Annotated in this window: 12 protein-coding genes; 5 read left to right on the top strand and 7 right to left on the bottom strand. The window is 55.4% G+C overall.

The window, feature by feature from the left end:
- Positions 1-145: 145 nt before the first annotated feature.
- The 5 genes from hslU to priA all read right to left on the bottom strand — a co-directional run bounded on the left by hslU (position 146) and on the right by priA (position 6,723).
- Positions 146-1,477, bottom strand: coding sequence for an HslU--HslV peptidase ATPase subunit (gene hslU, locus DD586_RS19655; RefSeq protein WP_012886538.1), 1,332 nt, complete (start codon positions 1,475-1,477; stop codon positions 146-148).
- A 9-nt stretch (positions 1,478-1,486) separates the two neighbouring features.
- Positions 1,487-2,017, bottom strand: a complete 531-nt coding sequence (hslV, locus tag DD586_RS19650; RefSeq protein WP_012767897.1) for an ATP-dependent protease subunit HslV — start codon at positions 2,015-2,017, stop codon at positions 1,487-1,489.
- Positions 2,018-2,102: 85 nt separating this feature from the next.
- Positions 2,103-3,074, bottom strand: coding sequence for a cell division protein FtsN (gene ftsN / locus DD586_RS19645; RefSeq protein WP_012886537.1), 972 nt, complete (start codon positions 3,072-3,074; stop codon positions 2,103-2,105).
- Positions 3,075-3,125: 51 nt separating this feature from the next.
- A complete protein-coding gene (gene cytR, locus DD586_RS19640) occupies positions 3,126-4,196 on the bottom strand; it encodes a DNA-binding transcriptional regulator CytR (RefSeq protein ID WP_012886536.1) in 1,071 nt (356 codons plus the stop codon).
- A 304-nt stretch (positions 4,197-4,500) separates the two neighbouring features.
- Entirely contained in the window at positions 4,501-6,723 is a 2,223-nt protein-coding gene (gene priA, locus DD586_RS19635; RefSeq protein ID WP_012886535.1) for a primosomal protein N', read from the bottom strand.
- 249 nt (positions 6,724-6,972) lie between these two features.
- On the opposite strand from priA, the gene rpmE reads away from it, so the two are divergent.
- Positions 6,973-7,188, top strand: a complete 216-nt coding sequence (gene rpmE / locus DD586_RS19630; protein ID WP_012886534.1) for a 50S ribosomal protein L31 — start codon at positions 6,973-6,975, stop codon at positions 7,186-7,188.
- A gap of 114 nt (positions 7,189-7,302) precedes the next feature.
- Here rpmE and metJ read toward each other — a convergent pair whose 3' ends face one another.
- Positions 7,303-7,620 carry a met regulon transcriptional regulator MetJ gene (metJ, locus tag DD586_RS19625; protein ID WP_012767902.1) on the bottom strand — a complete coding sequence of 106 codons (318 nt, stop codon included), beginning with the start codon at positions 7,618-7,620 and terminating at the stop codon, positions 7,303-7,305.
- 188 nt (positions 7,621-7,808) lie between these two features.
- Between metJ and metB the strand changes: the two genes are divergently transcribed.
- The 3 genes from metB to metF all read left to right on the top strand — a co-directional run bounded on the left by metB (position 7,809) and on the right by metF (position 12,647).
- A complete protein-coding gene (gene metB, locus DD586_RS19620) occupies positions 7,809-8,969 on the top strand; it encodes a cystathionine gamma-synthase (protein ID WP_012886533.1) in 1,161 nt (386 codons plus the stop codon).
- Positions 8,970-8,971: 2 nt separating this feature from the next.
- Positions 8,972-11,407 (top strand): bifunctional aspartate kinase/homoserine dehydrogenase II, encoded by a 2,436-nt coding sequence (locus tag DD586_RS19615; protein ID WP_012886532.1) that lies wholly within the window; start codon positions 8,972-8,974, stop codon positions 11,405-11,407.
- A 343-nt stretch (positions 11,408-11,750) separates the two neighbouring features.
- A complete protein-coding gene (metF, locus tag DD586_RS19610; RefSeq protein ID WP_012886531.1) occupies positions 11,751-12,647 on the top strand; it encodes a methylenetetrahydrofolate reductase in 897 nt (298 codons plus the stop codon).
- A gap of 130 nt (positions 12,648-12,777) precedes the next feature.
- On the opposite strand, the gene DD586_RS19605 is transcribed toward metF, so the two are convergent.
- The gene (locus tag DD586_RS19605) at positions 12,778-13,509 is read right to left on the bottom strand and encodes a glutathione peroxidase (RefSeq protein ID WP_012886530.1); all 732 of its coding nucleotides are present in this window, start codon (positions 13,507-13,509) and stop codon (positions 12,778-12,780) included.
- Positions 13,510-13,671: 162 nt separating this feature from the next.
- On the opposite strand from DD586_RS19605, the gene oxyR reads away from it, so the two are divergent.
- Positions 13,672-14,589 (top strand): DNA-binding transcriptional regulator OxyR, encoded by a 918-nt coding sequence (gene oxyR, locus DD586_RS19600; RefSeq protein ID WP_012886529.1) that lies wholly within the window; start codon positions 13,672-13,674, stop codon positions 14,587-14,589.
- Positions 14,590-14,607: the final 18 nt, after the last annotated feature.

Below are 14,607 nucleotides of genomic sequence, written 5' to 3'. Positions count from 1 at the left end.
GGATCATGGTGTTTATGGGCCATGCTATCAGCCAGGTTGTGGCGCGTTAAGTGCAGGAATAATGCAGCCTGGTGACGGCATCAAAAACAACAGTGGGAGGCCAACGCCTCCCACTGTTTGGTCATCAGTGCGATCCGCGAACGGATTATAAGATAAATCGGCTCAGATCTTCATCTGCTACTAACTCATCAAGGTGACTGCGTACATAATCTGCATCGATCGTCACGGTTTGGCCGTTCATTTCACTGGCGCCGTAGGACACATCCTCGATCAAGCGCTCTAATACCGTATGCAGACGACGAGCGCCGATGTTTTCCGTACGCTCGTTAACCTGCCAGGCCGCTTCCGCGATACGGCGGATACCATCCGGCTGGAAGGTGATGTTAACGCCTTCGGTTTCCATCAACGCCTGATACTGACGGGTCAGCGAGGCGCTGGGTTCGGTCAGAATACGCTCGAAGTCCTCGGTGGTCAGCGCCTGCAACTCAACCCGGATAGGCAGACGGCCCTGCAACTCAGGGATCAGATCCGATGGGCTGGCAACCTGGAACGCGCCGGACGCGATGAACAGGATATGGTCAGTTTTTACCATGCCGTGCTTCGTGGACACTGTACAGCCTTCCACCAGCGGCAGCAGGTCGCGCTGAACGCCTTCGCGTGATACGTCCGGGCCGGAGGTATCGCCCCGTTTGCAAATCTTGTCGATTTCATCAATGAAGACGATGCCGTGTTGCTCCACCGCTTCAATCGCCTGTTCCTTGAGTTCTTCCGGGTTAACCAGCTTGGCGGCTTCTTCTTCCACCAGCAGTTTGAAGGCCTCACGAATCTTGATCTTGCGGCTTTTCTGTTTCTGCCCCGCCAGATTCTGGAACATGGATTGCAACTGATTGGTCATCTCTTCCATGCCGGGAGGGGCCATGATTTCGACACCAACCGGTGCAGCCGCCAGTTCGATTTCGATTTCTTTGTCGTCAAGCAGCCCTTCGCGCAGCTTTTTGCGGAATGCCTGACGAGCGGCGGACGGCTCATGGTTCTCTTCCGGCTGGCCCCAGTTGTTCTTGGCCGGGGGAATCAGCACGTCCAGAATGCGCTCTTCGGCCAGTTCTTCGGCACGATAACGGTTTTTCTCTATTGACTGCTGACGCACCATTTTAATGGCCACGTCGGTCAGATCACGGATGATGGAATCCACTTCCTTGCCGACATAACCCACCTCGGTGAATTTAGTCGCTTCTACCTTGATAAACGGCGCGTTAGCCAGCTTGGCGAGGCGACGGGCGATTTCCGTTTTCCCCACCCCGGTTGGGCCGATCATCAGGATATTTTTCGGGGTCACTTCATGGCGCAGGCTCTCTTCCAACTGCATGCGGCGCCAGCGGTTACGCAAGGCGATCGCGACGGCGCGCTTTGCTTTGTGCTGTCCGATGATGTAGCTATCAAGCTCGCTGACTATTTCGCGCGGGGTCATTTCAGACATAGTGGATCCTTACGCCTTGGAGGCTAATTCTTCAATCGTGTGGAACTGGTTGGTGTAGATACAGATATCACCCGCAATACCCAGTGATTTTTCGACAATCTCCCGGGCGCTTAATTCCGTGTTTTCCAGTAAGGCGCGTGCAGCCGCCTGCGCATAGGGGCCGCCTGAGCCGATGGCGATCAGGTCGTTTTCCGGCTGAATCACATCGCCGTTACCGGTGATGATCAGTGACGCATTTTCGTCGGCGACAGCCAGCAGTGCTTCCAGACGACGCAGCATACGGTCAGTACGCCAGTCTTTAGCCAGTTCCACCGCCGCTTTAACCAGATGGCCCTGATGCAGTTCCAGCTTGCGCTCAAACAGTTCAAACAGGGTGAAGGCATCCGCGGTGCCACCAGCAAACCCGGCGATAACCCGATCGTTATACAAGCGACGCACCTTGCGTACATTGCCTTTCATTACTGTGTTGCCCAGGGTGGCTTGCCCGTCACCGCCAATCACCACCTGACCATTGCGACGCACACTTACAATTGTTGTCACGAGTTTATCCCCGTTACTGAGAAAAAGACCCCCGCGCGGACGCGGGGCGTATTGACGATAAACATGGGGGAGGGGCGTGGGGTTTTCAACCCCCGCTGGCTAACGGGATACAGTTGGATTGCCCCATACCTTTGAGCTTTTGTGCCATTTTGTCGGCGAGAGCGCGGCTGTTGTACGGACCGATCATGATTCGGTGCCAGCCACCGCTACTGGTGATACGGCTTTCTACACCGGCAAACGCCAGCTCTGCGCGTACCGACTCTGCGGGTTCAGTGGTTTTGAACGAGCCACATTGCACCATCCAGCGCTGTTCTTTCTCCGGTTTGCTCTCAGATTTGCTGTCCGGCTTGGTGTTGTCGGTTTTAGCTGTTTCTTTGGCCGCTGCCGGAGGTTCTGTTTTCGTCACCTCTTTACGGGGTTCTGCCTGTACCGGTTTTTGGGCTGTTTGCGTCGGCGTGGTGACGTTCGACGTGGCATGACGCGGCGTTGTCGCCGGGGCAGCGGTGGTCGTACGCGGCGTTATCGGCTGTATTGTGCCATTAGTAATTGTGCCATTAGTATTGGTACCCGATACGCCCGGCACCACGGTTTGCGCTCTGGGCGTGTTAAGAGAGCGAGCCGACATCTGGCTCTGATCGTTGTAAGGCACTTCCGTCAGCGTTGTCGGCTGGCGTTTCATATCCGACTGCATCTGTTCGAGCAATTGGCGCTGTTCATCGGTAAGTTGGCCTGTTGACTGGATTTCTCCCCCTGCCGAAGGTTCGGTCGGCGACGCGACGCCAATCTGACGGTTTTCCAGCTCTTTGATATAACGCCAGCGTTCTTCCGGTTTGGGCGGCAACCCATTGCCTTTGGTGCCCTGATGCGGCAGGACCGGCGATTCATCCGGCTTATTGTGGGCGATAAAATAGAGTCCACCGGCAAACGTGACCAGCACGGCGACAGCCAGCGCTATCATAGTTTTAGATGCGCCTGAGGACCCCCCTCGTTTTCGGCTGGATGTTTTTTTCCGGCGCGTTCCAGAACGTCCCCGGCTGACATAGTCTCGTTGTGCCACAATCGTTTCGTTGCTAAGAAAATAGGTAACAGGTCGCCATGTTACTGAACCCTAAAATGTTTGACCAGCACCGGAATTCTTAAAGCCTGTAACACGCAGAGGTGGAGCGGCAGTACTGTCGCGAATAATCAACTGACTGGACATCAGCCGTGACCCGCGAGCCACCTTGTGTTGCTGCAATTGCGTCAGCAGCAACAGCGTTGCTTCACGACCAATATCGTAGCGGGGCTGGGAAACGGTGGTCAGCGCCGGAAAGCAGTGGCTGGCCTGGGCAATATCATCAAACCCGATAAGCGACAGGTCTCGTGGGACGTCCAGCCCCATTTTCCGCGCCTGGGTTAATGCACCCAGCGCCATCACGTCGCTATGGCAGAAAATCGCGCTGGGGGGAGTAGGGTGTGACATCAGTGTTATCAGGCCGCGCGAGCCGGTATCGTAACTAAAATCGCCGTGTACGATGTACTGGTTGTCGATAACCAGTCCACAGCGCCGTAGCGCCTGAATATAACCTTGTAGCCGATACTCGCTGAGCGGAATCTGCTGTGGGCCGGCAATACAGGCGATGCGCTGATGCCCTAACTGATGAAGATAACTGACGGCTTCAAACGCGGCGGTCAGGTTATCAATGTGTACCGTGGGCATATCCAGCTCGGGCGCAAACTCGTTCGCCATCACCATCGGCGGAAGATGACGACGTTCATCTCTACCGGCATCAAACGGTAGTTGCGACCCCAATAACAGGATGCCGTCTATCTGGCGGGTGGCAATCAGGTCCAGAAAGGTTTTTTCTGTCTGGCGCTGGTGCGCACAATCGCCGATCAGGACCAGGTAACCGCGTTCTGCGGCGGTTTCTTCAATGCCACGCAGCATTTCGCTGAAGAAGGGATCGCAGATATCAGGCACCAACGCCAGAATCGTTCTTGATTCATGTCGCTTGAGATTACGAGCAAGGTTTTGTGCAGAGTATCCCACCGCCAGCGCTGCCTGCTCTACCTTCTTGCGGGTTGAAGCCGAGACTTTCTCCGGGTTGGTCAGGGCGCGTGACACCGTTGCGGTGGAGACGCCAGCCTTATCGGCCACGTCTTTCATGGTTGCGGGTGGGATGAATCTTTTCTGCTCCAACGCATTTCCTCCTTGCGTCAGCGTTTACTGGCGCCGTAGTCAGGGTGGCCGTTATGACTGGTCGGCCGCCGTTTTACAGAATGTCTGATCCGCCATGCGGCAAGCGCGGTTATGACATGCATGGCATTGATGATGCGCCAACTGCCTGATCAGCATACTGCTTCCGCCATCACTCTTAACAGATTGCGCCCAGGATTTATCGAATAATTTACGCCTGTGCCGTTTGGATTATCGGTTTTTCGGTATTGTTCGCAAAAACTGTTGCTGCGACTGGCACCGCTCAAGCCTGCGGCGCAGAATCGGCTCAACTGTCTGTCGGGTCGACATCCATGACCCATTTCACCTTGCGGGTTTGCGGTAGGGTATCAATCAACACCATAGAATGACGGATGATGCGCTGCAGCGTGGCGCGCGATGGGTGTTGCAGCAGTAATTGCCAGCGAAAACGCCCGGCCCGTTTTGGCTGCAATGCGGGGACCGGTCCCATCAGCCACAACGCGTCGTCGCGCAGCGGGCTGGCTTCCAGCAAATTGCGTAACTGCTGCAGGAACAGGCTGGCCTGCTGATTGTCATGATCATCGGCCCGGAACAGAACATGGCTGGTAAACGGCGGCAGAAATACGCTCTGGCGTTCTTGTAGCGTCTGGCTGGCGAACGCATCGTAGCCCTGATGCAGCAGCGTTTGTAACAGCGGGTGCTCCGGGTGATGGGTCTGTAGCACGACTTCACCGGCTTTACCGGCGCGCCCGGCGCGCCCGGATACCTGCGTGTAGAGCTGGGCGAAGCGCTCGGTGGCACGAAAGTCGGCGGAAAACAGCGAACCGTCGACATCCAGCAATGCGACCAGCGTGACGTCAGGAAAATGGTGCCCTTTGGCCAGCATCTGGGTGCCGATCAGAATGCGGGCACCACCCTGGCGGACTTGCGCCAGTTGCTGCTCCAGCGCGCCTTTACGGCTGGTAGTATCGCGATCGATGCGGGTGATGGGGGTATCGGGAAACAACGCCGGTAGCGCCTGTTCGAGCTGTTCGGTACCCAGACCCACCGGCACCAGATGGGTGGAGCCGCATTGCGGGCACTGCTGCGGCACCGGACGCTGGCTGTCGCAGTGGTGGCAGCGCATCATGCGCTGATGTTGGTGCAAGGTGTAATAGCTGTCGCAGCGCTGGCATTCGGCTATCCAGCCGCATTCATGGCACATCACCACTGGCGCGAAGCCACGGCGGTTAAGGAACAGGATAACCTGATTATCCTGTGCCAGATGATGTCGAACACGCTGGATTAACGGTTGCGACAAGCCGCTGGTCAGCGGTAAGCCTTTCAAATCCAGCAAGTGTTGCTGAGCCAGCCGGGCGTTGCCCGCGCGTTTGCTCAGCCGTAACTGGCGGTACTTGCCAATCTGTACGTTGTAGAGCGTTTCCAGCGCCGGAGTGGCGGATCCCATCACGATGGGGATATCTTCCTGCCGGGCACGAAACACCGCCAGATCGCGCGCATGGTAACGCCAGCCTTCCTGTTGCTTATAAGAGCCGTCGTGCTCTTCATCGATGATGATGAGCCCCAGTCGCGCAAAAGGGGTAAACAGCGCGGAACGCGTACCAATCACAATGGCGGATTCACCCTGTTTCGCCCGTAACCACACCGACAACCGCTCACTGTCATTTAGCCCGGAGTGCAGTGCTTCCACTGGGGCATGAAACCGATCGCGAAAGCGGGCGATGGTTTGCGGGGTCAGGCCGATTTCCGGCACCAGTACCAGCGCCTGCTTACCCTGCGCCAGAATATTTTCCAGTGCGCTGAGGTAAACCTCAGTTTTACCCGACCCGGTGATCCCCGCCAGTAACCAGGCGGCAAAGTGGTCATCTTCGCTGCGTATGGCTCCGACCGCGGTGGCTTGTTCCGTATTCAGGCGCAGACGTTCGCCTGCCAGGCTGAAATGTTCTCGCCAGTCCTGCACCTGCGTTGGCTGCGCACGTAGCTCGCTCAGCCCTTTTTCGCGCAACGCCTGCAATGCCGTTTCCGTCAGTGCGGTTTCCGCCACCTGATGGCGATAGAGCGGTCCTTGTAGCAGTGCGGCCAGCGCCTGCTGCTGTTTGGGCGCGCGTTTTAGCGCATTCAGCGGCGTGGCACGGCCTTGCTCGGTGGCAAACCACTGCCAGAGCGGAGCACGATGGGCCGGTTTCCCTTGCCGGAGGAGTATCGGCAACGCATGGAATAACACTTCGCCAATCGGGTAGTGGTAATACTCTGCTGCCCACCGCAAGATGCGCCACAGGCTGTCGGGGAATAGCGGGGCGTCATCAAGTACTTCATGCAGCGGTTTGAGCTGTTCCGGCGGCAGTTCACTGCCCGCGCCCAACGCCACCACGATACCGATCATCTTACGGTTGCCGAAAGGAACGCTTACTCGCATGCCTGGTACCGGCGGTGTGACGCCAGCCGCCAGCCGGTAATCAAATGTGCGTGTCAGTGGCACTGGCAAAGCAACCTGAACAACGGGCGTGGTGTGTGCGTTCAAATGCGTCATGAAGGTCTTCGGTTATGCATCAGGGTTGTCAGCCGTCACGGTACTGTGCGCGACGGCGTTGTGCAATCTTGCCTGCGCCTTGTTGATGCGAGGCAGTGTGTTTGCGCGGATCCAATTGCATCGGGTGGTTAATTTCTGTATGATCCGCCGCCTTTATACCTCGTAGTATAAAGACTATTTCACTCAACTTCGTGTGGTGTCTGGCGGAACAGGGCCGGATAGCGACACGGCCTTAAACAGAGGTTTCCCATGAAAGAAGGTATTCACCCGAATTACGTTGAAATTACTGCAACTTGCTCTTGCGGTAACGTCATCAAAACCCGTTCTACCGTTGCTCACGACCTGAACCTGGACGTCTGTGGTGCTTGCCACCCGTTCTTCACCGGTAAACAGCGTGTGGTTGACACCGGCGGTCGTGTTGAGCGTTTCAACAAACGTTTCAGCCTCCCAGGCGCCAAAAAATAATTGGCTTCTGCGCTGGGGCAGAGAATCGGTTAACCGGTTATTCTGCCAAAACAAAGGCACCTTCGGGTGCCTTTGTTGTTTCAGCGGTGCTTTCCTGTCTGCTTCACAGCCTGCTCAGTATTCCCACGTATCCGGGTCAATCCCCATTTCTCGCATAATCGCTTTGGCGGCTTCAGGAATTTCATCGCCGCGTTCTTTACGCAAATCGTCATCATTGGGTAAGGGTTGGCCGGTAAAAGCGTGCAAGAACGCTTCACACAGTAACTCGCTATTGGTTGCGTGACGCAGGTTGTTGACCTGACGACGGGTACGCTCGTCTGTCAGTATCTTCAATACCTTCAAAGGGATAGATACAGTGATCTTTTTAACCTGCTCACTCTTCTTGCCGTGTTCAGCGTATGGGCTTACATATTCGCCATTCCACTCAGCCATGGGATACCTTAAATATTGATCGTGATAAAAACAGTCACTGGCACAAAACACCATAATTCTAACGATTATTGCAGGGATGCTCAATCTATACGCAAAGAAGTTTAGAAGTCCAGATGTATTGACGTCTATATTATCCGGGTTTACTCTCTAACTTCTTCACCTCAGTCTTCCAGTCAGGAAAAGTACCGATGACGCGTAAACAGGCTACTATCGCAGTCCGCAGTGGGTTAAACAACGACGAGCAGTTCGGTTGCGTTGTTCCCCCGATTCACCTCTCCAGTACTTACAACTTCACCGGTTTTAATGAGCCCAGAGCGCATGACTATTCACGGCGCGGCAATCCGACCCGTGATGTTGTCCAGCGTGCGCTGGCGGAACTGGAAGGCGGGGCGGGCGCGGTCATGACCAGCAGCGGTATGTCGGCTATCATGCTGGTTTGTACGGTATTCCTAAAGCCTGGTGACCTGTTGGTAGCACCACATGATTGCTACGGCGGCAGCTATCGTTTGTTTGATAGCCTGAGCAAACGCGGGGCTTTCAACGTGAAATTCGTCGATCAGGGCAATCTGGCGGAGCTTAACGCCGCCCTGGCGGAAAAACCAAAACTGGTGCTGGTTGAAAGCCCCAGCAACCCGCTTCTGCGCGTCGTGGATATCGCCGCTATCTGTCAGGCAGCGCGTGATGTCGGGGCGGTGAGCGTGGTGGATAACACCTTCCTGAGCCCGGCGTTGCAAAATCCGCTCAAACTGGGTGCGGATCTGGTGGTGCATTCCTGTACCAAATACCTTAACGGTCATTCGGATGTGGTGGCTGGGGCGGTGATTGCCCGCGACCCCGATGTGGCGACGGAACTGGCCTGGTGGGCTAACAACATTGGTGTGACCGGTGCGGCGTTTGACAGCTACCTGTTGCTGCGTGGTATGCGTACGCTGTCGCCACGTATGGCGATGGCGCAGAAGAATGCATTGCAAATTGTGGAGTATTTGCGGCATCAGCCACTGGTCAAGGCGTTGTATCATCCTTCTTTGCCCGAGAATGCCGGCCATGAGATTGCCTGTCGGCAGCAGTCCGGCTTTGGCGCGATGCTGAGTTTTGAGCTGGATGGCGATGAAGATACCCTGCGTCGTTTTCTGTCCGCGCTGGATCTGTTCACGCTGGCGGAGTCGCTGGGTGGCGTCGAGAGTCTGATTTCTCATGCCGCGACCATGACTCACGCAGGTATGGCACCGCAAGCGCGCGCCGCCGCCGGTATCTCGGAAACGTTATTGCGTATTTCTGTCGGCATTGAAGATGGTGACGATCTGGTCGCCTCACTGGACAGAGCATTTCAGGCAGCAGCCAAGAGGTAACAATGAGTGCGTTAGGGATAGCAGCGGCCGTAAAAGGACGGCAACTGCATAAATTCGGCGGCAGCAGCCTGGCAGATGTGAAATGTTATCAGCGTGTCGCTGGCATCATGGCGAATTACAGCCAGGCTGGCGACTTGATGGTGGTCTCAGCGGCAGGCAGCACCACCAACCAGTTAATTAGCTGGTTGACCCTCAGCCAGTCGGACCGGATTTCCGCCCATCAGGTACAGCAGTCGCTGCGTCGTTATCAAAGCGAGTTGATTTCCGGTTTGCTGCCCGCCGAAACGGCAGCACCGCTGATTAATGAATTTATTCGCGATCTGGAACGCCTTGCGGCGTTGCTGGATGGCAAGATGACCGATGCCACCTATGCCGAAGTGGTGGGGCACGGTGAAATCTGGTCGGCACGGCTGATGGCAGCGGTGCTGAATCAGAAAAACCTGTCTGCGGCCTGGCTGGATGCGCGAACCTTCCTGCGTACCGAACGGGCGGCACAGCCGCAGGTCGATGAAGGCCGCTCATGGCCATTGCTGCAGCAATTACTGACCCAGCATGCCGGGCAGCGACTGGTCATCACCGGTTTTATCAGCAGCAACGAGGCCGGTGAAACCGTTTTGTTGGGGCGTAACGGCAGTGACTATTCCGCCACCCAAATTGGCGCGCTGGCGGGTGTTGAGCGCGTGACTATCTGGAGCGACGTGGCCGGTGTGTACAGCGCTGACCCACGCAAAGTCAAAGATGCGTGTTTGCTGCCGTTGCTGCGGCTGGATGAAGCCAGCGAGCTGGCTCGTCTGGCCGCACCGGTACTGCATGCCCGTACCCTACAGCCGGTTTCCGGTAGTGATATCGATCTGCAATTGCGCTGCAGCTATCAGCCAGAGCAGGGTTCGACCCGTATTGAGCGCGTGCTGGCGTCCGGCACCGGTGCCAAGATTGTCACCAGTCATGATGATGTGTGCCTGATTGAGATTGGCGTACCGGCGGATCACGACTTTGTCCGTATGCACAAAGACGTCGAGCAACTGTTGCAGAAAGCACAAATTCGGCCGCTGGCGCTGGGCGTACATCAGGACCGTAACCTGCTGCAATTGTGCTACACCTCGGAAGTGGTGCACAGCGCCTGGCAAGTGCTGGAACAGGCGGCGTTGCCGGTATCGCTGCACCTGCGTGAAGGGCTGGCGTTGGTCGCGTTGGTGGGGGCTGGTGTATGCCGTAACCCGTTGCACAGCCACCGCTTCTACCAGCAATTGCGTGACCAGCCGATCGAGTTCGTCTGGCAGGCGGAAGACGACATCAGTCTGGTGGCGGTATTGCGTGTCGGGCCGACGGAGCATCTGGTGCGCGGCCTGCATCATTCGCTGTTCCGGGCGGAAAAGCGTATCGGCCTGGTCGTGTTTGGCAAAGGCAACATTGGTTCTCGCTGGCTCGAACTGTTCGCCCGTGAGCAGAGCCTGATTTCGGCGCGTACCGGTTTTGAATTCACCCTGGCGGGGGTGGTAGACAGTTCCCGCAGCCTGCTGAATTACGAGGGGCTGGACGCCAGTCGCGTACTGGCTTTCTTTGGCGATGAAGCGCAGGAACGTGACGATGACGAACTGTTCCTGTGGATGCGTGCTCATCCGTATGATGATCTGGTGGTGTTGGATGTCACCGCGAGTCAGTCGGTTGCCGACCTTTATCTGGATTTCGCCAGCTATGGTTTCCATGTGATTAGCGCCAATAAACTGGCGGGCGCGTCCGGCGGCGATAATTATCGCCAGATCCGTGATGCATTCGCTAAAACCGGGCGTCACTGGTTGTATAACGCAACGGTTGGTGCCGGGTTGCCGGTGAACTATGCGGTGCGTGATCTGCGCGAAAGCGGTGACAGCATTCTGTCTATCAGCGGTATTTTCTCCGGCACGCTATCATGGCTATTCCTGCAGTTTGACGGCACGGTACCGTTTACCGAACTGGTGGATCAGGCCTGGCAGCAGGGGTTGACCGAGCCGGACCCGCGTGTCGACCTTTCCGGGCAGGATGTGATGCGCAAGTTGGTGATTCTGGCGCGCGAAGCCGGTTATGAGATAGAGCCCAATCAGGTGCGGGTGGAATCACTGGTGCCTGCCGGGTGTGAGAATGTCTCAGTAGATCAGTTCTTTGAAGATGGCGAACCGCTGAATCAGCAGATGCTGCAGCGACTGGAAGCCGCTAATGAGATGGGGCTGGTGCTGCGCTATGTCGCCCGTTTTGATAGTAACGGTAAAGCGCGTGTCGGCGTGGAAGCGGTGCGGGCGGATCATCCGCTGGCGGCGTTGTTGCCATGTGATAACGTATTTGCCATCGAAAGCCGCTGGTATCGTGACAACCCACTGGTGATCCGTGGCCCGGGCGCTGGCCGCGATGTGACCGCAGGGGCCATTCAGTCGGATCTCAACCGTCTGGCACAACTGCTGTGACCGGTCGGGCGCGACCCCGACAATAAACCGAGAAGCCTGCAACCGCAGGCTTTTTTTATGCTATTGGTCTGCGCAGTGGCAAAGAGAGCGATTGTTGCCAATACTAAAAACGAATTCCTTATGTTTTATGCGTGTTTGTAGGCGTGTTCGGTCTGTCGTAAAGACCGCCTGACTTGTCGTGTGTGGTCATGAATTTTCTTCATGTTGTATGAGTAAACATCAGCATTCATCACGTTGAAAAGCGTTGACTCTTTAATCGGATTCGGTCATTTTCTATATAGACGTCTAAACGTATAGACGTTTATAGAAAATAACGATGATAATGGCTAATCGAGGTAAGGATATGAGCTTTTTCCACGCGAACCATCAGGAAGCGCTGAACCAGAATCTGGCGGAATTACAGGGCCGGATTAACGTTTCCTTTGAGTTTTTCCCACCGCGTACCAGCGAGATGGAAGAAACGCTGTGGAGCTCGATTGACCGCCTCAGCAGTCTGAAACCCAAATTCGTGTCGGTCACCTACGGTGCCAATTCCGGTGAGCGTGACCGTACCCACAGCATTATCAAAGGCATCAAAGAACGTACCGGTCTGGAAGCAGCGCCACACCTGACCTGTATCGACGCCTCCCGTGACGAACTGAAAGCTATCGCCCAGGATTACTGGCAAAGTGGTATCCGCCACATCGTTGCCCTACGCGGCGACTTACCGTTGGGGGGTGGTAAGCCGGATATGTATGCCGCTGATCTGGTGACCTTGCTTAAAGAGGTCGGTGATTTTGATATTTCGGTCGCGGCTTATCCTGAAGTACACCCGGAAGCGAAAAGTGCACAGGCAGACCTGATCAACCTGAAACGGAAGATTGATGCCGGTGCCAGCCGTGCCATCACGCAGTTCTTTTTTGATGTGGAAAGCTATCTGCGTTTTCGTGATCGCTGCGTGACGACCGGTATTGATGTGGAAATCGTACCCGGTATTTTGCCCGTATCGAACTTCAAGCAGTTGCAGCGTTTTGCCACCATGACCAATGTGCGGGTTCCAAACTGGATGACCGCGATGTTTGATGGGCTGGATAACGACCCGGAAACCCGCAAGATGGTGGGGGCTTCGATTGCGATGGATATGGTGAAAATCCTCAGCCGTGAAGGGGTGAAGGACTTCCATTTCTACACCCTGAACCGTGCAGAACTGAGTTACGCTATTTGTCATACGTTGGGTGTACGCCCGATAGCGTCTGCCTGACGTTTTTGCTGAGCATGATGAAACGCCCGTCTGGAGAGCACCAGACGGGCGTTTGTGTTTTGAGTACTAAGCGCATCGAATAAAAAAAGGGCGGGCCGAAGCCCGCCAAAGTTTCGTTGGCTTATAAAACTTATATCGTCAGGAAGGTTTCAAGTTCTTCGCTGCCGCCGATATGACGACCGCCGATAAAGACCTGAGGTACGGTACTGCGTCCAGTCACGGCCCGCAGGCTTACCGTAGTCGCATCTTTACCCAGCATGATTTCTTCATATTGAAGGCCGCGATCTTGTAATAACTGCTTGGCCTTGGCGCAGAACGGGCAGCCTGGCTTGGTGAACAGTGAAACGGATTCCTGAATCTTATAGTGTGGAGCAAGGTACTTCAGCATGGTGTCGGCGTCGGAAACTTCAAACGGGTCGCCCGGCTTGTTGGGTTCAACAAACATTTTCTCTACCACGCCGTGACGAACCAGCATGGAGTAGCGCCAGGAGCGTGGGCCAAAGCCCAATTCTGCCTTTTCGACCAGCATATTCATGGCACGGGTAAATTCGCCGTTCCCATCGGGAATAAACGTAATATTTTCTGCGTTCTGATCCGCTTTCCAGGCGTTCATGACAAACGTGTCGTTCACGGATACGCATAGAATGGCGTCAACGCCAAACTGCTTGAATACCTCGGCCAACTCGTTATAGCGTGGCAAATGACTGGAAGAGCAGGTGGGTGTAAAAGCCCCCGGTAAAGAAAAGACGACGACGGTTTTATTGTTAAAGAGTTCTTCGCTAGTCACGTCAACCCATTGATCTCCCTGACGAGTATGGAAAGTGACTGACGGAATTTTTTTGCCTTCTTGGCTTACAAACATATTGTCGTCTCTACTGGTCGAAAAGTTCTGTCTGGCTGAATCCATTGCTGAGCAGGACTCGGTTCGTGAGGGATATTATTCACTATTAAATGTTGATAGGACTAATCGTTCATTGCTATCCTATCTATCGCTAGGGACTATCATGTTTAGGGGAATCAGGGCATGAATATTCGGGATTTAGAGTATCTGGTGGCGCTGGCGGAGCATCGCCATTTTCGACGCGCAGCAGATTCTTGCCATGTCAGCCAGCCCACACTCAGTGGCCAGATTCGTAAGTTGGAAGATGAACTGGGGGTGATGTTGCTGGAGAGAACCAGCCGCAAGGTACTGTTTACTCAGGCAGGGTTGTTGCTGGTGGAACAAGCCAGAACAGTGCTGCGTGAAGTGAAGGTGCTAAAAGAAATGGCCAGCCAGCAGGGGGAAACCATGTCTGGCCCGCTGCATATCGGCTTGATCCCGACTGTCGGCCCTTATCTGTTGCCCCAGATTATCCCAATGTTGCACCGTACTTTCCCGAAGCTGGAAATGTATTTGCATGAAGCTCAGACACACCAATTGCTGGCCCAGCTCGACAGCGGCAAGCTGGATTGCGCCATTTTGGCGATGGTAAAAGAGTCGGAAGCCTTCATCGAAGTGCCGTTGTTTGATGAGCCGATGAAGCTGGCGATTTATCAGGATCACCCCTGGGCGAATCGCGAGCGGGTGGCGATGTCAGATTTGTCGGGTGAAAAACTGCTGATGCTGGAAGACGGGCATTGCCTGCGCGATCAGGCGATGGGTTTCTGTTTTCAGGCCGGTGCAGATGAAGATACCCACTTCCGGGCGACCAGTCTGGAGACACTGCGCAATATGGTAGCGGCGGGCAGCGGTATTACGTTACTGCCCTCGCTGGCGGTGCCGCAGGAACGGATACGCGATGGCGTATGCTACCTGCCTTGCTACAAGCCTGAGCCCAAACGCACCATCGCGCTGGTGTACCGTCCTGGCTCGCCGCTGCGCGGCCGTTATGAACAACTGGCTGAGTCGGTGCGTGAGCACATGCAACTCCACATGGAGAAACTGGCACAACAGTCGGCCTAATCAGCCAGTAGTCTGGTT

It is taken from the genome of Dickeya parazeae Ech586 (genome assembly GCF_000025065.1).
GTDB lineage: Bacteria > Pseudomonadota > Gammaproteobacteria > Enterobacterales > Enterobacteriaceae > Dickeya > Dickeya zeae.
The sequence above is the reverse complement of the archived record's forward strand: the minus strand, read 5'-3'. Positions and strand labels throughout refer to the sequence as shown.